Origin of the sequence: Campylobacter sp. LR291e (genome assembly GCF_008633915.1) — a bacterium.
In the GTDB taxonomy this organism is placed as follows: Bacteria; Campylobacterota; Campylobacteria; order Campylobacterales; family Campylobacteraceae; genus Campylobacter_D.
Genome location: NZ_VJNV01000026.1, coordinates 71969 through 92638, shown reverse-complemented (window position 1 = coordinate 92638; position 20670 = coordinate 71969). Strand labels below are relative to the sequence as shown.

Annotated in this window: 16 protein-coding genes and 1 pseudogene; 13 read left to right on the top strand and 4 right to left on the bottom strand. The window is 29.2% G+C overall.

The annotated features are described in order from the left end of the window. Positions 1 to 6: 6 nt before the first annotated feature. Complete coding sequence (locus tag FMM58_RS06035) at positions 7 to 2172, bottom strand: DEAD/DEAH box helicase (protein ID WP_150180508.1); 2166 nt, start codon at positions 2170 to 2172, stop codon at positions 7 to 9. Further along, a complete protein-coding gene (locus tag FMM58_RS06030) occupies positions 2172 to 3833 on the bottom strand; it encodes a site-specific DNA-methyltransferase (protein WP_150180507.1) in 1662 nt (553 codons plus the stop codon). Before FMM58_RS06030 ends, FMM58_RS06035 begins: the two co-directional genes overlap by 1 nt. A gap of 190 nt (positions 3834 to 4023) precedes the next feature. Between FMM58_RS06030 and FMM58_RS06025 the strand changes: the two genes are divergently transcribed. The 11 genes and pseudogenes from FMM58_RS06025 to FMM58_RS05975 all read left to right on the top strand — a co-directional run bounded on the left by FMM58_RS06025 (position 4024) and on the right by FMM58_RS05975 (position 15062). Then, a complete protein-coding gene (locus FMM58_RS06025) occupies positions 4024 to 5244 on the top strand; it encodes an argininosuccinate synthase (RefSeq protein ID WP_150141022.1) in 1221 nt (406 codons plus the stop codon). Positions 5245 to 5257: 13 nt separating this feature from the next. Beyond that, positions 5258 to 5701, top strand: a complete 444-nt coding sequence (gene rplI / locus FMM58_RS06020) for a 50S ribosomal protein L9 (RefSeq protein ID WP_150141020.1) — start codon at positions 5258 to 5260, stop codon at positions 5699 to 5701. After that, positions 5701 to 6243 (top strand): ATP-dependent protease subunit HslV, encoded by a 543-nt coding sequence (gene hslV, locus FMM58_RS06015; protein WP_150141018.1) that lies wholly within the window; start codon positions 5701 to 5703, stop codon positions 6241 to 6243. The genes rplI and hslV overlap by 1 nt, the downstream gene beginning before the upstream one ends. After that, positions 6240 to 7559, top strand: coding sequence for an HslU--HslV peptidase ATPase subunit (hslU, locus tag FMM58_RS06010; protein ID WP_150152108.1), 1320 nt, complete (start codon positions 6240 to 6242; stop codon positions 7557 to 7559). The genes hslV and hslU overlap by 4 nt, the downstream gene beginning before the upstream one ends. Beyond that, the gene (gene era, locus FMM58_RS06005; protein ID WP_150152110.1) at positions 7556 to 8431 is read left to right on the top strand and encodes a GTPase Era; all 876 of its coding nucleotides are present in this window, start codon (positions 7556 to 7558) and stop codon (positions 8429 to 8431) included. Before hslU ends, era begins: the two co-directional genes overlap by 4 nt. Beyond that, a complete protein-coding gene (locus tag FMM58_RS06000; protein ID WP_150152113.1) occupies positions 8428 to 9516 on the top strand; it encodes a hypothetical protein in 1089 nt (362 codons plus the stop codon). The genes era and FMM58_RS06000 overlap by 4 nt, the downstream gene beginning before the upstream one ends. Beyond that, on the top strand, positions 9509 to 10066 hold the full coding sequence (locus FMM58_RS05995) for a hypothetical protein (RefSeq protein ID WP_150141010.1): 558 nt from the start codon (positions 9509 to 9511) through the stop codon (positions 10064 to 10066). Before FMM58_RS06000 ends, FMM58_RS05995 begins: the two co-directional genes overlap by 8 nt. Positions 10067 to 10069: 3 nt before the next feature. Beyond that, the gene (locus FMM58_RS05990; RefSeq protein ID WP_150180506.1) at positions 10070 to 11878 is read left to right on the top strand and encodes an aminopeptidase P family protein; all 1809 of its coding nucleotides are present in this window, start codon (positions 10070 to 10072) and stop codon (positions 11876 to 11878) included. Positions 11879 to 11926: 48 nt separating this feature from the next. Beyond that, positions 11927 to 12094, top strand: a pseudogene (locus FMM58_RS05985) (sugar phosphate nucleotidyltransferase); the annotation flags it as partial. Between the two features lie 62 nt (positions 12095 to 12156). After that, complete coding sequence (locus FMM58_RS05980; protein WP_150180505.1) at positions 12157 to 13755, top strand: glycosyltransferase family A protein; 1599 nt, start codon at positions 12157 to 12159, stop codon at positions 13753 to 13755. After that, entirely contained in the window at positions 13752 to 15062 is a 1311-nt protein-coding gene (locus FMM58_RS05975) for a glycosyltransferase family 8 protein (protein ID WP_150141004.1), read from the top strand. Before FMM58_RS05980 ends, FMM58_RS05975 begins: the two co-directional genes overlap by 4 nt. Before the next feature lie 267 nt (positions 15063 to 15329). On the opposite strand, the gene FMM58_RS05970 is transcribed toward FMM58_RS05975, so the two are convergent. Beyond that, complete coding sequence (locus FMM58_RS05970; protein WP_150141002.1) at positions 15330 to 16706, bottom strand: sodium-dependent transporter; 1377 nt, start codon at positions 16704 to 16706, stop codon at positions 15330 to 15332. Further along, positions 16706 to 18391 carry a protein-disulfide reductase DsbD gene (gene dsbD / locus FMM58_RS05965; protein WP_150141000.1) on the bottom strand — a complete coding sequence of 562 codons (1686 nt, stop codon included), beginning with the start codon at positions 18389 to 18391 and terminating at the stop codon, positions 16706 to 16708. The genes FMM58_RS05970 and dsbD overlap by 1 nt, the downstream gene beginning before the upstream one ends. 107 nt (positions 18392 to 18498) lie before the next feature. Here dsbD and ppk2 point away from each other — a divergent pair, with 107 nt between their 5' ends. Both ppk2 and FMM58_RS05955 read left to right on the top strand, forming a co-directional pair. Continuing rightward, entirely contained in the window at positions 18499 to 19470 is a 972-nt protein-coding gene (gene ppk2 / locus FMM58_RS05960; RefSeq protein WP_150180504.1) for a polyphosphate kinase 2, read from the top strand. A 2-nt stretch (positions 19471 to 19472) separates the two neighbouring features. Continuing rightward, positions 19473 to 20657: a M20 family metallopeptidase gene (locus FMM58_RS05955; RefSeq protein WP_150180503.1), complete on the top strand. Its 1185-nt coding sequence runs from the start codon at positions 19473 to 19475 to the stop codon at positions 20655 to 20657. The last annotated feature ends 13 nt before the right edge of the window (positions 20658 to 20670 follow it).

Here is a 20670-nt window from a genome sequence, read left to right as displayed (position 1 = left end):
AGCAATTTAATTTTGTGATATTGCTTTGATTTGTTCTTCAAAATCAAGCTTATTTAAATCTTCTTTAAATTGTTTTTCATTATAAAAGACCTTACTATAAATTTTTTTACTATCTACTCTACATAACATAATTACAAGTTTTTTCTCAAATAATGTTTCTTTAGTGTTTTTAAAATAATCATCATACGCACTTTCTAAAAGTTTAGTTTTATTAGAATCTATATCTTTTTCATTGCTTTTGACTTCGATATATAAATAAACTCCATTTTCAAATAGCACAATAAAGTCAAAATAACTTCTTTTTATGCTATTTTCATCATCTAAATATTCTCCATAAATATTTGAGGTAGTTAGATTCTTAGCCCAAATTTTTATTGCTTCACTATCAAATAACTTATCATAGATTATTCTTTCTGGCTTAGAATCTAGTATTTGTCTATTTCCATTTTTTGATTTTATATCAAATAAATACTCCTTATTTATTTTTTCTCCTTCTTCTTTGCTATAAATTTCTCTATATTCTAGTGGATTATAACTTTCCTCTTTTATCTCATATTTTGGGCTTATTTTTCTAGTTTGTTTTAACAAGCTATTTAAATCAGTTCTAAGCTCATCAAGCAAAATTGTCATCACAAATTCACTTTGCTTCTTATTTTTTTTAGCAAACTCCTTAACACTATCAGCGATATTGTCATACAAAAATTTATTCGTATTAATAAGTTTTTTATATTCTTTTAAAAATACAAAAGCATTTGTGATATTGCTATAAATCACATTTGCACCTACATTCATTGCGATTTTCTTATACACGCCATTTACAAATCTAGCATTAATTCTTTGCATTATTTTATTGCTTTCACAGCTTAGATATTCTTGCACTTTTTCTTTAAAAGCCCTGATATTTTCACTCGCTTTTAAATCCTCTGCATTGCTTACCTCGATACGCAAAAACTTCTCATCTTTGAATCTATCCCTTACTTTATATTGATATTGCACCACTTCATTATCACTAAAATTTGAAAATAAATAATATTTATCTGTTACTTCATTTTTCTCCAAATTTGGATAAGGATTGCGTTTAATTCTACCTATTGTCTGAGTGTTTAGTTTTGTGGAGCTTACATTGCGAAGTTGCACGAGCATACACGCCCTTGGTATATCCCAGCCAGTCGCAGGTCCGATTTTAAAGATAATCACATCTATATCATTATTATTTTTAGTAATATTTTCGAGGTTAAAATTATCCTTATATACTCGATTTGAATCTTTATCATCACCAAAATATTGAATCCATGATAAATTTGCCACATTTAAAGCTTTTTTGATATTTTCTAACTCTTTCCTATATGCCTCCTTTTTCTCCATATCACTTGGCTCATTATCAACTTGTATTAGCATTGCAGGATTAATGCTTATTTTTGCATTTTTATATTCTTGTTGAATATCCTTAAATTTTTTTATTGAAGTTTCTAGCACTTCATTATCATTCACATCATTATCTAATATGGATTCAAAACTCGTCTTAAGCAAAAATTTTCCATCATTTAAAGTTTCATTATTTAAATCTTTTTCACTCATTGTCACTTGATGAGTCCCATTTTCAAAACTAGGTGTTGCTGTCATTTTGAGGATAAAATGTGCGCTAGTGTTTAATAATTTTTCAAAATTATTGTCGCTTTTAGAATCCACTTTATCTGTCCCTATATGCGCCTCATCTCTTATATAAATTATTTTATATCCACTTTGTTTGCTTGATTTTATAAAATCATCAATGATTCCATATTCGCTTAGGATTCTATTTTTGCCAAAGCTTGCCTTACCAAAAATATAGACCTTATTTCGCTCTGGTTTTATCATAGGGATAGATTCACTTTTATCATTTTTGCTTGATGAGGGCGACTTGATATATTCTACTTCAAAGTGCGCATTAAAGTCTATTTTATAGCGATTGAGTTTGGATTCAAATGCTTTTGGCAAATCCGCCGAGCTTGGCGTGGCAATGATAAAGATAAATCTATCGCCACTCTCAATTAATCTGGCTATCAAGCTACTTGCCATTAGTGTTTTGCCGCTACCTGTTGGGGATTTAAATTCAACGATAGATTTATTTTGTGGATTGTAATATCCAAAAATATTATCTACCATTTGTTCTTGTAAGTTTGTCAGTTGCATTACTTATCCTTTTGTGGATTAAGCGAGGCAAGCTCACTATATATTTTTAGCTCATCGTTTATGTCATATTCAGGATTTAATTTTTGTAATTCGCCTTTAGCAATGTTTGTTAAATCTTGAGCCTTTTCTAAATCCTTTAAACTTAATTCGTGTGTTTCTATTTCAAAAACTCTAACAGAATTTCCTTCAAGGCATTTTTTATCCTTAGAATATTGCCATTTTATAGATTCGCCATTAATCCCCTCGCCATTAATCACACGATAAAGTCTCTCGCGTGTAACATTAATGGCGATGTTATTTTCATTATTCGTAACCAAAATACACTCTCTTCTACCTCCATCCTCGGCGTTTAATTCCATAACCGCTTGCGCGGTAGTGCCACTGCCTGCAAAGAAGTCTAGAATAATAGGGCGCGAGGATTGACTAATTGATTGTGGTAGAACAAAATTTACAAGGTATTTAATAAGTTCAACAGGCTTGGGAGTGCTAAAAACACTATCATTAAAAATTTTTCGTATCGTTTCTGTCCCGTTTTCATTATTAAACATTTTATCAGCTAAAATAGTTTTTGTTTTTGTTAAACTGCTATTTTCGTTTAAATAATCTTTACGATAAATCCCCCATTTGCCATTTGACTTTTTTCTGGCTACTATTAAATCATTCTCTCTTTCTATTTTGTTTTTACTCCAAGTCCAACACTGCTCCACATTAAATGAATTTATAGGAAAAACTTCATCAGTATATTTTTCATTTCGTTGAGTGGAAACTAAACAATTTTGCGGATTTACATAAAGCGGGAAATATAGATTTGGGCGCTCTTGCCTTGTAAAATTCCTGTTGCCATTCATAAGACGCATTTCACGATACAAGCCTTTTTCATCTTGCCTATTATATTCTGCAATACTTTTATCAGTTTTATTTAACAAAAATGGCTTTAAATTCTTATAATCCCTACAATAAGAAATGCAATATTCGTGTGTTTGTGCTAGAATTTTACTTAAACTTCTCCCGCGCGGGTTGTGTTGCACTATAAAATTCGCTACAAAATTTTCCTCCCCAAAAATCTCATCACAAAGCACTTTGAGATAAGCTTGCTCTCTATCATCAATCGAGATAAATATCACTCCGCTATCTTTTAGTAGTTTCCTAGCAAGTTTAAGCCTCTCATTCATCATATTTAGCCAACCATTGCGCGTGAATTTATCGCGATAAATAAATTTATTTGCGCTAATTTCATCTTTATAGTCATTGCCATCACCTTTCATCGCCTCTGTGTTATAAGGAGGGTCGATATAAATTACATCAATTTTTTCATAATGAGTTACTAATAAATTTTTAAGCGCATCATAATTTTCGCCAATAATGAGTTTATGCTCTATATTTCCAGCCAAATTTTCTAAATTCGTGATATTGATATTAAGATTCTCATTTTCCCTTACAAAAGAAACCGCATCGTGATTAACCTCGGGCGCTTCATCAAAAACAAAGCCTAGCTTTACTCTTTGCGTAATAAAATTAAAAACTTCGTGCAAATCCGAATCTGGCGTATTTTCTATGATTTTCTTAGCGATTGCCTTTTGCTCTTGATTAAAAGAAACACTAGCTATATCATCAATTTCTCTTATTTTTTCTTTTTGTAATTCGCTAAGTTTTGTACCCATTGCATACTCCTAAAAATATTTTTGATATTCTAGCTTTTTTCTTTAAATATGTGCGTAATTAATTATTATTAATAAGAATTTCAAAATTAATAAGAATTTCAAACAAATTTTTAAAAAAATTTCCTTTTAAAATCTTAGCTTAATTAAAATTAGATACAATTTTACAAAATTTTATTTCTAAGGAAAAAATATGAAAAATAGCGTTAAAAAGGTTGTTTTAGCATATTCTGGTGGGCTTGATACAAGTATTATTTTAAAATGGTTACAAGATGAGTACAAATGTGAAGTGCTTACTTTTACAGCTGATATAGGACAGGGCGAGGAACTTGAACCTGCTAGAAAAAAGGCTTTAAGCTTAGGAATTAAAGAAGAAAATATTTTTATAAAAGATTTAAAAGATGAATTTGTTAGCGAGTATGTTTTTCCTATGTTTAGGGCTAATGCTATTTATGAAGGCGAATACTTACTAGGTACTAGCATTGCAAGGCCTTTGATTGCAAAGACTCAAGCAAATATAGCAAATATGACAAATGCCGATGCAGTAAGCCATGGGGCCACTGGTAAGGGAAATGACCAGGTTCGTTTTGAGTTAGGGTACTTAGCCTTTAATCCAAATTTAAAGATTATTGCACCTTGGAGAGAATGGGATTTAAATAGTAGGGAAAAATTACTAGCTTACGCACAAAAACATGGCATTGATATTTCTAAAAAAAAGGGAAAATCGCCTTATTCTATGGATGCAAATTTACTTCATATATCTTATGAGGGCTTGATTTTAGAAGACCCAAATGCAGCACCTGAAGAAGATATGTGGCGTTGGACAAAGAGTTTAAAAGATGCAAGTAATGAAAGTGAAATTATAGAACTTGAATTTAAAAAGGGTGATTTAGTAGCTATAAATGGTGAAAAAATGAGCCCGGCAGGGCTTTTAGCAAAATTAAACGAACTAGGAAGCAAGCATGGAATTGGTCGTTTAGATATAGTTGAAAATCGTTTTGTAGGTATGAAAAGTAGAGGTTGTTATGAAACTCCAGGGGGCACAATCTTACTTAAAGCTCATAGGGCACTTGAAAGTATAACCCTTGATAAAGAAGCAGCTCATTTAAAAGATGAATTAATGCCAAGATACGCTCATTTAATTTATAATGGCTTTTGGTTTAGCCCTGAAAGGATAATGCTACAAGCTTTGATTGATGAGAGTCAACGCTATGCAAATGGGGTTGTTAAACTTGAATTATATAAGGGAAATGTGATTGTAAGGGGTAGATTTAGTGCAAATGATAGTTTATTTAATACTGCATATTGTACCTTTGAAGAGGATGAAGTTTATAATCAAAAGGATGCGGGTGGCTTTATAAAATTAAATGCTTTGCGTTTGATAATAGCAGGTAAAAATGGACGTAAATTTTAATTAAGGAAAAATAATGAAGGTATTATTAATAAAAGATGTAAAAGCACTTGGAAAGGCAGGTGAAGTTAAAGAGGTAAAGGATGGCTATGGTCAAAATTTCTTAATAGCTAAGGGCTTTGCTAAACTTGCTACAAATGAGGTTTTGAAAAAATTTGAAAGTGATAAGAAAAAAGAGGCTGAAAATTTGCGTTTTGAACTTGCAAATTTAGAAAAATTAAAAGAAGAATTAGAAAAAATTACCATTGAAATTTTTAAACCCGTTGGGGCAAATGGTAGCTTGTTTGGTGGGGTTACGAAGGATGAAATTATACATGCTTTAAAAGAACAAAAAAAATTAGAACTTGATAAAAAAAGTTTGGAATGCGATACCCTAAAAAGCATAGGTTTACACGAAGTTTCTGTAAAGCTTGGTCATGCCATTCATGCTAAATTTAAAGTAGATTTAAAGGCTGAGTAATGTTTCATGCAACTACTATTTTAGCATATAGGGGCGAAAACAAATCAGTAATTGGAGGAGATGGTCAAGTAAGCCTTGGAAATACTATTTTTAAAAACACGGCTGTTAAAATAAGAAAATTGCAAAATGGCAAGGTTTTAGCTGGTTTTGCAGGAAGTACGGCCGATGCCTTTAATTTATTTGACATGTTTGAAAATTTACTTCAAAGTTCAAAGGGAGATTTAGAAAAGGCTGTTATTGATTTTTCAAAATCTTGGCGTAAGGATAAGTATTTAAGACGTTTAGAGGCTATGATGCTTGTTTTAGATAGAGAAAATATCTTTGTGCTTTCTGGTACAGGTGATGTTATAAAACCAGATGATGGCGCCATTGCAGCCATTGGAAGTGGTGGAAATTACGCACTTTCAGCAGCTCGTGCCTTGCATAAATACGCAAAATTAGACGAAGAAGTACTAGTAAAACAAAGCCTTGAAATAGCAGGTGAAATTTGCATTTATACCAATACAAATATACAAACTTATGTAATCGAGGATGAAAAATGAATTTAACACCAAGGCAGATAGTTCAATTTTTAGATGATTATGTAATGGGGCAAGAACAAGCAAAAAAGATAATAGCGATAGCCCTTAGAAATCGTTATCGTAGAATGAAATTAAGCAAAGAATTACAAGATGATATTATCCCTAAAAATATCTTAATGATAGGTTCAACCGGTGTTGGTAAAACAGAGATTGCAAGAAGATTATCAAAAATGCTTGGTTTTCCCTTTGTAAAAGTAGAGGCTAGTAAATATACAGAGGTGGGCTTTGTTGGTAGGGATGTAGAAAGCATGATAAGGGATTTAGCTAATGCAGCCTTAAATTTGGTAAAACAAGAAGAAAGGGAAAAGAAAAAAGATAAGATTGAAGAATATATAGAAAATAAAATTTTAGAAAAGCTTTTACCTCCACTTCCAAAAGGGGTTAGCAAGGAAAAGCAAGATGAGTATCAAAATAGCCTTGAAAAATTGCGTTTAAAGCTTAGAAATAATAGCTTAGATGATAATATCATAGAAGTAGAACTTACTCAAAGCACTCTTGAATCAGAGTCAAATTTACCACCAGAACTTGGGGCTATGCAAGATATGATAAGGGTTATTGGCGTGGGTTCAAAACGCGTTAAAAAAGAGATGAAAATAAAAGAGGCTAAGCAAGTTTTAAAAAACGAGGCTAGTGAAAAAATTTTAGATATAGAAAGCATTAAAATTGAAGCTTTAAAAAGGGCTGAAAATGAAGGGATTATCTTTATAGATGAGATTGATAAAATAGCCGTTTCAAGCACAAACTCAAGCAGACAAGACCCTAGTAAAGAAGGCGTTCAAAGGGATTTGTTGCCTATAGTTGAAGGAAGTAGCGTTCAAACTAAGCTTGGAAGTTTAACGACAGACCATATCTTATTTATAGCAGCAGGAGCCTTTCACCTTAGTAAGCCAAGCGATTTAATACCAGAATTACAGGGCCGTTTTCCTCTAAGGGTAGAACTTAATAGCCTTGATGATAAGGCACTTTATGCTATCTTAACTAGACCTAAGAATTCGCTTTTAAAGCAGTATGAAGAACTTTTAAAAACCGAAAATGTCACGCTTAAATTTGAAGAAGAGGCCATTATGGAGATTGCTAGGATAGCAAGTGTTGCAAATGATGAAATGCAAGACATTGGGGCTAGACGTTTGCACACTGTTATAGAAAAATTGCTTGAGGATTTAAGTTTTGAGGCCGATTCTTATGTTGGAGAAAGCTTTGTTGTAGATAAAAAAATGGTAGAAGAAAAACTTGGAGATATTATAGAAAATAAAGACCTTGCAAGGTATATTTTGTGAAAAGTGGCTTTGTGAGTGTTGTTGGTAGGACAAATTCAGGCAAAAGTTCTTTAATAAATTTTTTACTTGATGAAAAGATAGCCTTTACCTCTCACAAGCAAAATGCCACAAGACGCAAAATTCAAGCCATTATAATGCATGAAAATAATCAACTTATTTTTATAGATACACCAGGACTTCATAAAAGTAAAAATTTGCTTAATCAAATGATGATTGAAAGTGCTATTAAGTCTATACAAGATTGTGATGTGATTTTATTTGTAGCTAGTATTTTTGATAAAATTGATGAGTATGAAAATTTCTTAAATTTAAAGCCTAAATTTCCACATATCATTCTTTTAAACAAGGTTGATTTAGCAAAAAATGAAGAGGTTTTAAATAAGCTTGATGAATATGCTAAATTTAGCGAGTATTTTAAGGCGATTTTGCCCTTTTCTTGCAAACAAAAAACTTATAAAAAAGCCCTTTTAGATGAACTTTGCAAGTATATCCCAGAACATCCTCATTTTTTTAATAGTGAGTTTTTAAGCACAAATTCGCAAAAAGAATTATTTAAGGATTTTATTTTAGAGGCTATCTTTGAAAATGTTAGCGAGGAATTGCCATATTCTAGCGAGGTTTTAATATCAAACATAGAAGAAAAAAAAGAACTTTTAATAATAAATGCAAATATTATCACAGATACAAATTCTCACAAAGCCATGCTTATAGGAAAAGATGGCCTTACTCTTAAAAGAATAGGCAAAAGTGCAAGATTTAAAATAGAAAAATTAGCACAATGTAAGGTTTTATTAAAATTATTTGTGCAAGTTAAAAAGCACTGGCAAAAAGATGAAAGCTTTTTAAAAGAACTTTTAAATTTAGAAAAATGAAAAAGATAGAAGCTGAGATTATAACTTGCGATAAGCTTTATTATACCTTTTTAAAGGGTGAATTTGATGAGGAAAATTTATTTTTAAGGGCAAGTGAGAATTTAAAATTAAATCTTGCTTATCAACATAAAATGGCTTTTGTAAAAAATGATGATATTTATCATATTTTTTTTACTCATTTTTCAAATTTAAAGGCAAAAAATGCCTATCCTTTGCCCTTTATTTTTAAGCTTTTAACGAGTTTAAATTTAATCAAAGAAAAAAATTTTTGCATACTTTGTTTTGAAAAAAATTATTCTTTTATTTGTTTTTATGAAAATGATAATTTTACAAATTTTAAAACCCTGCCGCAATTAGAAAATAAAGATATTACTGGTTTTAAAAGTTTATGCGAGAATGCTAGGATTTTAAAATTGTTAAATCATTATAAAAGTGAGCTTTTAATAAGTTTAAATGATGAGCTTAATTTAGCTAAGTTTTTTGATGAAAAAATTAAAATTTTAAAGCTAGAAAGCCTTTATAAAAAGCCATTAAATGAGCTTTTAAAGCAAAGTTCTTTGCTTAGTAAGAATGAAAATTTCATAAAAGAAAAAGAAATTGATAAAAAGCCCTTTATTAAATTAGCCTTTGACTTTGTTGGCGTTTACATTCTTTTTTTATTAATCTTTTTGCTTAGTTCTTATCCTAAGTATAAGGAGTATAAAAATACAAAATTATATAATCAAAATATGCAAGATACGCTTTTAAAACTTGATGAAAATATAAGCTTTTTAAGTTTAAATTTAAAAGATAGCAAGCAAAAATTAGAAAATATTAAATTTTTAAATGATGAAAAAATGGGTCGTATTGAAACTTTTAAAAATACCTTAACAAATGATAAACTTTTAATACTTTCAAAGCTGATTTTATTTTTAAATGAAAATGGCTTAAAAATTTCTGCCTTAAATATTGATGAAAATATAAAACTTAGCTTTAATAATAAAGATGCCTTTAAAAAGGCTAGTATGCTTTTTAAAGAAAATGCAAATTTTAAGCTTTTAAGAAGTAGCGAAAAAGAACTTTTCTTAGGTTTTAAAAATGAATAAAATAATGGCTTTTTTAGATAAAAGAAGCAAAAGAGAAAAGGTACTTTTAATTATTTTAAGCATTGTGGTGGCTATTTTTCTTGCATTTAAAAGCTATGAGTTTATATTTTTAAAATTTGTTGATGAAGTGATTTTTTTTGAAGAAAATGCCTTAATAGATGATAAAAAAGAAGAAATTTTAGCCTTAAACAAGCAGTTAAAAGAAGTAAATTTAAAATTAAATGAAGAATTAGAAAAAAATAAAAACTATAATGAATTTTTAAGCACCTTTATAAAAAAATATGAAAATTATATAGATGAGCTTACAAATATCGCAAAAAGTGAAAATATAAGCTTAAAAATTAATGATGAAAATGAGCTTAGCCTAGAAAATTCTCGTTTAATTAAGCTTGATTTAATGATAAATGGGGAGTTTAATTCTATATTAAAAGCACTTGAAAGATTGTCAAATTCAAGGCTTATTTTTATCTTTGAAAAGATTGAGTTTTTAAATATGAAAAGCATAAATTTAGAATTAAATTTAATACTAAAATTTATTATTTTGGAGTGAAAAATGAGTATTTACAAGCAAAGAATTAAGCATTTACAAGGCATTATGCAAGATGAAAAAATAGATATATGTGTATTTTTTAATACAGATTGCCATTTAAGCGAATATATAAGTTCGTTTTGGCAAAATATAGCCTTTTTAAGTGGCTTTACTGGGTCAAATGCTACCTTGATTGTAACTCAAAAAAAGGCCTTTTTATTTACTGATGGTCGTTATTTTTTACAGGCTAAAAACGAGCTTAATCAAAGTGAAATTATTTTAGAAAAACTAAGCCCTGAAAATAGCATTTTTACTTGGTTTAAACAAAATTCTAAGAAAAAAATGCGTTGTGGTATAAATTTTTATACCCTTTCTTATAAGCTTAAAAAGGACTTAGAAAACTTTTGCAAACTCACTCATAAGGATTTTATGCCTTTTTTTAAAGAAAAAAAAGATATTTTAAAATTTAATGAAATTTACGAACACAAAGAGGAATTTATCGATAAAAGCAGGATGGAAAAATTAGAACAAATTAAAGAAATTTTGTGTCAAAAAAATCTTAAAAATCACTTGATTTCTAGTCTTGATGATATAGCTTATTTGCTAAATTTAAGGGGCAGTGATATTGAGTATAATCCTGTCTTTTTTTCTTATTTGCTTTTTATGAATGAAAAAATCATACTTTTTATAAATAAAAAAAGTCTAAATTTAAGCTTACAAAATGAGTTAAAAAAGGATAATATCAAAATTTTATCCTATGAAAAAATCACTTCTTATATGAGAAAAATCAAAGAATCGATTTTAATTGATAGTGAAAAAACTACGGCTTTTTTGATTAAAGAATTAAAACAAGGTGTAAAAATAATAAATGATGATAATCCAAGTTCTATTTTAAAGCTTTCCAAAAATGCTAAGCAAATTAGCCATATTAAACAAGCTATGATAAGTGATGGGGTTGCTATGTGCGAATTTATGGCGTATTTTGAAGAAAGCCTTAAAGAAAATGTTATTTTTAGCGAATTTGATATAGAAAAAAAATTGCAATCTTTTAGAAAAAAAGCTAAATTTTATATAAGCGATAGTTTTGCTAGTATAGTTGGTTTTAATGAAAATGGGGCGATTGTTCATTATAGGGCAAATGAAAAAAGTGCTAAATTAATCGATAAAAATGGACTTTTATTAATTGATTCAGGGGCACAGTATCAAAATGGCACCACTGATATAACTAGGGTTTTAAGGGTAAAAAAGGCAAGTATAAGGCAAAAAAGGGCATATACTCTTGTTTTAAAAGCACACATTAAAATGACAAGTGCGATTTTTCCAAAAGGAGTTAGTTTAGCTTTAATTGATAGCGTAGGCAGGAGTGTGCTATGGAACGAACATTTAGATTATAAACATGGCACAGGCCATGGGGTAGGGTATTTTTTAAATGTACATGAAGGAAATTTAAGCCTTTCTTATACTAGCAAAAATTTACAGGCCTTTAAGCCCTTTATGCTACTTTCTATAGAACCTGGCCTGTATTTTGAAAATGAATTTGGCATAAGGCTTGAAAATCTTGTTTTAATAGTACCAAGTCATAAGTATAATTTAGCTTTTAATGAATTTGATGAAAAGTTAATGAACGAAGAAGAGAGCGAATTTGGGGCTTTTTATCGTTTTGAAAGTCTAACTCTTTGTCCATTTGAAAGGGCTTTGATACTTGAAAATTTATTAGATGATTTTGAAAAAAACTGGCTTAATACTTATCATAAAAAGGTCTATGATGGTTTAAGCCCGTTTTTAGATGAAAAAACAAAAAAATGGCTTAGTGTAAAAACTGCTAAAATTTAATTTTTTGTTTAATATGTTAAAATCTTGTTTTTAAATTTAGGTTGGTGTATGAAAGTTTTAATTTTAGCCGGTGGGTTTGGTACACGTTTATCAGAAGAAACATGTTTTATGGTTGAGATAGGCAACAAGCCTATTTTATGGCATATAATGAAAATTTATAGCTTTTATGGCTTTAATAAATTTGTTGTTTTAACTGGCTATAAGGGTCATGTCATATAAGTAAATGAAAAATTAGTTAAAATTATACAAGAATAATTAAATTTAAAATAAGGATTTTAATGGAAAATATGCTTTATTCAGATAAAGAATTTAATAGAATTTTTGAAAAAATTTATAATAAAGAAAATTTTAGTTTTTTGCGTTATGGCGATGGAGAAAAACGATTTTTAAATGAAGAACATCATATTTTTGAAAAAAATCCTATAAACGATTCAAATTTTAGAAAAGAATTATTTGAAAGCTTAAAATTAGAAGATGAAAAAATTCTTTATGGAATACCTAGCACCCTTACACCCTTTACTAGTGTCTTAAATTTTTATTTTAACATGCACATAAAATCAAAAAATATTACTTTTGCAGAACTTTTTGTAAATAAAAATTATCAATATTTTAAAAAATATTTTGAAAAAATAGAAGAAGATGTAGTGTTAATAGCAAATTATAGAGCAAAGGGCAAAAAAATAGGAAATTTAAATATATTAAAACATTATGAAATAAGCGATGATTTAGATGATTTTTATAAAAATGAATTTGACAAAATGATAGAAAATATAAAAAATGATTTTGGAAATAAAGAAAATTTACTTTTTGTTATATCAGCAGGACCTTTAGCTGAATTGATAATTTATAGACTTTTTTTATCAAATCCTAATAATAGATATATAGATTTTGGCTCAGCCCTTTCAAGTGCATATTATGAAAAAACAAATAGAACATATTTAAAAAGAAAAGTTATTAAAAAATTACCCAAGGTTGTTTCTATGCCTTGTAAGCAAGAATGTGAAAATACCGATATATCCGTTGTTTTAAATCTTTATAAAAGACCACATGCCCTAACAAATCAATTAAAAGCCATACAAGCACAAAGCTTAAAGCCAAGAGAGATTATCTTATATCAAGATGGCGTATTTGAAGGTATTGAAATTCCAAAAAATATAAAAAATGAATTTGATTTAATAGAAATTTCAAAGGAAAATAAAGGTGTTTGGGCTAGATTTGATTTTGCTAAAAGAAAAGCAAACTCAAAATTTGTTTGCGTTTTTGATGACGATATTATACCAGGGTGTGATTTTTTAGCAAATTGTTTTGTTCAAATGCAAAAAAAAGAGGGTTGTTATGGTGCCTGTGGGACTATTTTAAATGTGCCTGAGGACCACCATGTGCACAATGGCATGTTTAGAATAGGCTGTGCTACTCCAAATGAAGAAAGCGTGGAGGTTGATTATGTGGGTCATTCTTGGTTTTTTAAAAAAGAATGGCTTGATGATTTTTTTACAGATACTATAAGTTTGCAAAAATATAAACTTGCAGGTGAAAATATGGGCTGGTCGCTTTCCTTACAAAAAAAAGGTATAAAAATTTTTGTTCCACCACACCCAAAAAACGAAAAAGCTATGTGGGGTACAGATAGAAAACTAGGTCAAATTTATGGAAAAAAAGGTATTTCATCGCTTAAAAGCAATGTAGATAGATTTGATGAAGTTATGAGAGAGGTATTAAAGCTAGGTTTTAAACCTATGATTGAAACTGATAAAGTCTTACATGCTAAACTTCGTAAAAAATATGGCAAAACAAAGCCTTTATGGGTAAAGAATTTTATGTATCCATTTAGACAACCTAGAAAGGCTTTTAAAAGAATGTTAGGCTTAAACAAATGATGAATATATTTTTTAACGCAGATGAAAATTACATAAAATACCTAGCTGTTTTAATAACTAGCATAGTTAAAAATACAGATAGTAAAAAAAGCTTTAAAGAATTTTGCGAAAAAGCAGCTTTTAAAGCTAACAAGGATAGTTTTTTAAGTTCTTATGAAAATGTAAATTTTGAAATTTTAAGCGATGAAGACAAAAAAGAAGGTTATATTTTTCACATTTTAACAAATTTTATAAGCGATGAAACCAGGGATAAATTGCTTTTAACCTGTCAAAATTTAAACACTCTTTATCCTTGTGAAGTTCGCATTCACCTAATAGACGATAATGAATTTAAAGGCTTTAAAAAGACAGGGGCGGCTAGGGAGAATTATTTGCCTTATTATAGGTTAAAGGCTATGTCCTTTGTGGATAAAAATGTAAGTAAGGTTCTTTACCTAGATGTTGATATGCTTGTTTTTTGTGATTTAAGAGAGTTATTTGCTATTGATTTAAAAGATTATATAGTAGCTGCTGTTAATGATTGTGGTTCTAAAAAAAGAACTATGTGCTTTATGGAAAATGGCAAGGTAAATAATTATATCTTTGATAAAAATTATTTTAATTCTGGCTTTTTATTTATAAATGTAGACGAGTATAAAAAATTTAATATTGAAGAAAAATGTATTCAAATAGCTAAAAATATGATAAGTTCAAAGACGGCTGATCAAAATTTGTTAAATGCAGCAATTGCTAGTGATAAAATCTTAAATTTAAGTTTTTCTTGGGATTTTATGGTTATAGCCCTTGCTTTTACAATATGCAAGGATGAAAGCCAAAATCGTTTGCAATATACAAGGGCTGAATTTATGCAAAGCATAAAAGATATTAAAATTTTTCATTATGGGGAAAAACCTTGGAAATTTTTAAAATCTTTTATAGATATAAAGGGTAATAATATCAATGATTATTGGTGGCAAATGGTAGAACAAACTCCAGCTTTTAAAAATGAGCTTTTAAAAGAAAAAGAAAGCATTAAGTATTATTTAATACTAGCTTCTCTTGGCTTTGAAAGCTTAAATTTGATTAAAAAATTTAGGATTTTTTCTATTAATAAATTAATAAAAGATGAAAGTAAGGATTTAGAAAGGATAGAAAGATTAAAGCGGATAAAGGATGATGATTTTAGCATTTATATAATACTTGGCGAAATGATAAATCATGCAAGAAAGTCTAAAAAAGATGGTTTTAGTGTGTTTTTAAAAGGCATTAAGGCACTTTATCTTTTCAATAAATATTCCACTCAAAAATTCATTAAAAAGCTAAAATAAAATTTTTTTCAAAGTTTGATACAAAATTAAAGTATAATATGTAAATTTTTATCAAAATTTTGATAAAAATTTAAAATTTTGAATTTTTCACAAGATTTGACACAAATTTAAAAAAGAGTATGCAAATTTGTTTCAACATTTGATACAAATTTGAAAATGCCCTCGCGAATTTGTATCATTTTTTGATAAAAAATTTAATAAATCATAAATTAAGCTATTAAAATACATTAAAATAACTAATAAAGTGTTTTATCAAAATTTGAGAAATTAATTAAAAACCCCAAAATAAAAAATCAAGGCTATAACAAAGGGTAGTATAAATTTAACATAATAAAACCATATATTTAACCAGATTGTTTTTATTTTGCCATTGTTTGAAAGCTCTTTTAAGCTTTGTTCTTTACCCATTACAAAGCCAAGATAAATGCAACATAAAAAGGCAGTTAAGACAAATAAGATATTGCCGCTCACAAAATCAAAGCTATCAAAGATATTTTTATCTTTGATTATAGTTATATCACGCCAAGGTCCATAGCAAAGTATGCAAGGTAAGTTTCCTAAGATGAAAATTAAGCCCAAAGTTAGATTAATGGCTGTTTTTTTGCTAAGCTTAAATTTTTCTTCTAAAACGCTAATTATTACTTGATAAATAGGCAAACTAGTAGTAAGGGCTGCTATTAATAAAAGTGTGAAAAATATAGCACAAACTATACTTCCAAAAGGCACATAAGAAAAGGCTATCGGCAAGGTTTCAAAGACTAGAGATGGACCCTTATCGGGCGTTAAATTTGCACTAAATAAAACAGGGAAAATCATAAAACCTGCCAAAACTGCTATTAAGGTATTTAAAATCCCTGTATAAATTGCCGTTTTAATCATATTTTCATTTTTTTTAAGGTGAGATGAAAGGGTTATCATAACGCCAAAGCCAAGAGAAAGAGCAAAAAATACTTGCCCTAAGACATCTATAAAAAGCTTAGTATTAAACATATCGCTTATTGAACTTGCATTAAAATTTATAATCTTTGATAAATCAGGTTTTAAATAAAATTCAATCCCCTTAAAAGCCCCGTCCAAGCTTAAATTTCTAAAAATTACAATTAAAAGGCAGATAAAAAGCCCAGGCATTAAAAATTTAACCGATTTTTCAATGCCATCAATTATGCCCTTTCTTAAAATTATATAATTAATTAAAACAAAAATGCTAGTAAAAATTCCAACTCCAAGGGGATTAAAGGCGATATTTTGCGTATAAAATTCTTGAGTAAAGGCTTCATTTATAGGGCTATTTAGATTAAATTTGCCTATTAATAAAGAAAAAATATAAACTAAGACAAAACCACCTAAGACCATATAATAAGCCATTATCCCAAAGCTACCAAGCAAACCCATATAGCCTATGCCTTGCCATTTTGGCTTAAAGCTATCAACGCTATTTTTTAATGAACTTCGCCCTATAACATTTTCAACTAAGATAACAGGAATTCCTATTATTATCATGGCTATACAAAAGACAAGTACATATGCCCCACCTCCATTTTCACCCACCAAATAAGGAAAACGCCAAGTAGCTCCAAAGCCAATAGTAGCACCAGCCACGGTTAAGATATATGTTAGGGTATTGCTCCAAGTTTGTCTAGCCATTATTTTTCCTTATCTAAAATATTTAAAAGTTCATTTGCACTTATAAAGCCTGTGATTCTTGTGTTTTCAACGCCCTTATTAAAAAAGAGTATAACAGGGGGTGCAAAGACATTAAATTCTTTCATTAATCTTAAATTTTTTTCGCTACTTTGTGTAATATCAATCTTTACAAGCTTATAAGAATTTAAAATATTTTTTACTCTTTCATCCTTAAAAGTAAACTCATCCAAAAGCTTACAATTTTCACACCACTTAGCCGTAAAATCAAGCATTAAAAGCTCTTCTTTTGCAATTAATTCCTTTATATCATTTAAATTTGAAAGATAATTAAAATTTAAGCTTGAATTTTGAGTATTATTAAATTCAAATGGTCTTAAAAAGCTTTTTGCCCCAAAAATTCCTGCTAAAAATATACTTAAAGAATAGCTTAAAATAAGTATTAAAACGCTTTTTTTGATCTTTTCAAAAGCACTTTCATTTTTCTCAAATAACCCCATAAATACCACAAAAAACACGCCCAAAATTCCAAACATTATTAAAATAAATCTTGTATCAATAATGCGTGAAAGTATCCAAATACTAAGCCCTAGCATAATAAAACCAAAGAAAATTTTAATCTTTATCATCCAAGGACCTGGTCTTAAAAAGCCTATGCCAAAGCCTATAAATAAAAGTGGGGTTCCCATGCCAAAACTCATTATAAATAAGCTAAGACCACCTATTAAAATATCATTTGAATTTGCTATGTAAAGTAGGGCACCTGCAAGAGGTGGGGCTATGCAAGGACCTACTATAAGGGCTGATAAAAAGCCCATTAAGGCTATACCAAAAATGCCTTTTTTCTTATTGCTTGTGTTATAAATAAAGCTTTGAAATCTTAAAGGAAGTTCAAATTTAACTATATCAAACATAGCAAAGGCAAAAAATACAAAGAGCAGGGCAAAGATTATCAAAACGTTTGGCTTTTGCAAAAAGACTTGTACGCTTGTGCCTAAAAAACTTGCTAAAATTCCAGCCAGTGCATAGGCTAAGGACATAAAAAACACATAAATAAAGGCTAAGAAAAAGCTATATTTTTTTGAAAGTCCACTTTGTGCTATGATAAATGATGATAAAATAGGAATCATAGGTAAAACACAAGGAGTTAGGGACAAAAGCAAACCATAGCCATAAAAGCTTAATAAAATCACAAAAATATTAGAATTTGCTAAAAAAGAAGCTATTGAATTTTCGCTATTTTGATTATTTTCTTTTTTAATAGGTGCTTGTAAGCTAGAAAGTTCGTAAAATTCATTGTTTTTAACTATATTAAAAAGCCTAGTTTGAGGCTGATAACAAAGCCCGGCTGTTGAACAACCTTGAAAGCTAAATTTTAAAATATTTTCTTTTTCCGTGTAATTTTGTAACAATTCATTAGAAAGAGTTACATTTAAGTCATTATAATGAACATATTCTTCGCCTTTTTTAACGGGTTTTTTTAAATTTAAAAGAGAAGTTATATCTTTATCGTTTAATAAAATTTTGATTTTATCATCATAAAGATAGATATTTTCTCCAAGTATTAAATTTATTTTAATACCTTCTTTGGTGGTGTTATTTTCGATTTTAAAGGCTTGTTCTAAAGTTAAAATATTATTAGAAAAGGCTAAGCAAATAAAAGAAAACAAGATAAAAATAAAACGCATTGTAAATCCTAAATAAATATTAATGAAATTTTATAAATTTTTCAGCTTTAATTATAGTTAATTATGGTAAATTTTAAACCGTTATTTAAAATTTTAAGGAGTTGGCGATGAGCGAAGAGCTTTTAGAAAGAGAAGAAGAACAATTTAAAGAACTTAAAGATGATTTAAAGGATGAAAAAGAAGAGAATGAAAAAAAAGAAAAGGAAAAAGACAATAAAAAATATATCACTATAAAAAAGAAAAAAAGCACTATTAAGTATGAGAATAATTTAAGATTGCTTCAAATTGAACTTTTAAAATTTCAAAACTATGTAAAAGCACAAGGCTTAAAAGTGCTTTTAATAATGGAAGGTCGCGACGCTGCAGGAAAGGGTGGGACGATTAAAAGAATAATTGAACATTTAAATCCTAGGGGTTGTCGCACAGTAGCCCTTGAAAAACCAAGTGATGTGGAAAAAACTCAATGGTATTTTCAAAGATATATAGCACATTTGCCATCAGCTGGTGAAATAGTTATCTTCGATAGGTCTTGGTATAATAGAGGTGGAGTTGAACCTGTAATGGGCTTTTGTACTCCTCAACAACACAAGGATTTTTTAAGAGAGGTGCCACTTTTTGAAAACATGCTAGTTAATAGTGGAATTATCGTTTTTAAATTCTATTTTTCAGTTTCACAGGCCGAACAAAAAAAGAGATTTGATAAACGTCGCAAAGACCCACTTAAACAATACAAACTTTCACCAGTTGACCAAAAATCTCAAGAATTATGGGATAAATACACACTAGCAAAATATTCTATGCTACTTGCTTCAAATACAGAAGAATGCCCTTGGACTATAATTCGTTCTGATAATAAGAAAAAAGCTAGATTAAATACCATTAGACACATGCTTTCTAGGGTTAATTATGAAGATAAGCAAGAAGGCGATTTTTCTGTGATGAATGAGGACTTAGTTTTAAGTGGCGAACAAGAAATTCATAAAATGGAAGCAAATTTAGGCAATGCTAGTATAAATTTAAAAAATGGCAAAAAGAAGAAAGATAAATATACTAGCGAAAAAATTCAAAACATGGATTAAAATTGCAAGAAAAATTGGCAAAATTAGCCCAGAAGTATTATGATGAAGTTGTAGAACTTAGGCATAAGATTCACGAAGAACCTGAGCTTGAATTTGAAGAATTTAATACTGCTAGGCTAATTTGCAAAATTTTAGATAAATACAAAATTCCTTACAAAAAAAACATTGCAAAAACGGGTATTTTAGCGTATATTAATGGAAAGAACCCTGGAAAATGCGTTTTATTTCGTGCTGATATGGATGCATTGCCTGTGCAAGAAGAAACAAATTTGCCTTTTTCTTCAAAGATTAAGGGTAAAATGCATGCTTGTGGGCATGATGGACATTGCGCAGGACTTGTTGGGGCTATGCTTGTTTTAAATGAGTTAAAAAATGAATTTAGTGGTACTATTAAATTTATGTTTCAACCTGCCGAAGAGGGAAGTGGTGGGGCATTGCCTATGATTAAGGAAGGAATTTTAGAAAATCCTTATGTAGATGCAGTTTTTGGTTGTCACTTGTGGGGTAGTGTGCTAGAAAATCAAGTTCAAATTGTAAGTGGAGAAATGATGGCAGGGGTGGATATTTTTACCCTTGAATTTATAGGACAAGGAGGACATGGGGCACACCCTCATACTACAAAGGACCCCATAATAATGGCTGCTAAATTTATCAACGATATACAATGTGTTATTTCAAGACGTTTAAGGCCTGTTGATGCAGGAGTTATAACAATAGGTAGCGTTAGGGCTGGGACTACTTTTAATGTTATACCACAAAATGCCATTTTAAAAGGCACGGTTCGTTTTTTAAATGAAGAAAATCATAAGCTTTTAAAAAGCAATATTGAAAGGATAGCAAAGGCAGTTGCCTTGGAATTTGAAGCTGAATTTAAGCTTGATTATGTAAGGGAGTATCCTCCCTTAATCAATGATGATAAAATGGCAAAACTTGCAAGAAAGGCACTTTCAAAGATAATAAAAGATGAAAATATCATAAAAGAAGCTAAAGCTGATATGGGGGCTGAGGATTTTGCTTTTTTAACGAAAGAAAGACCAGGGACTTATATCTTTGTAGGCATTGCTAAGGATATTAATAATCCTATCTTACACCATAGTTCAAATTTTTGCTGGGACGATGAAAATTTAAAACTTTTAATGAAAACTCACTGCGTTATAGCACTGGATTTTTTAGCTAGTAAAGATTAAAATTTAAGTTCTT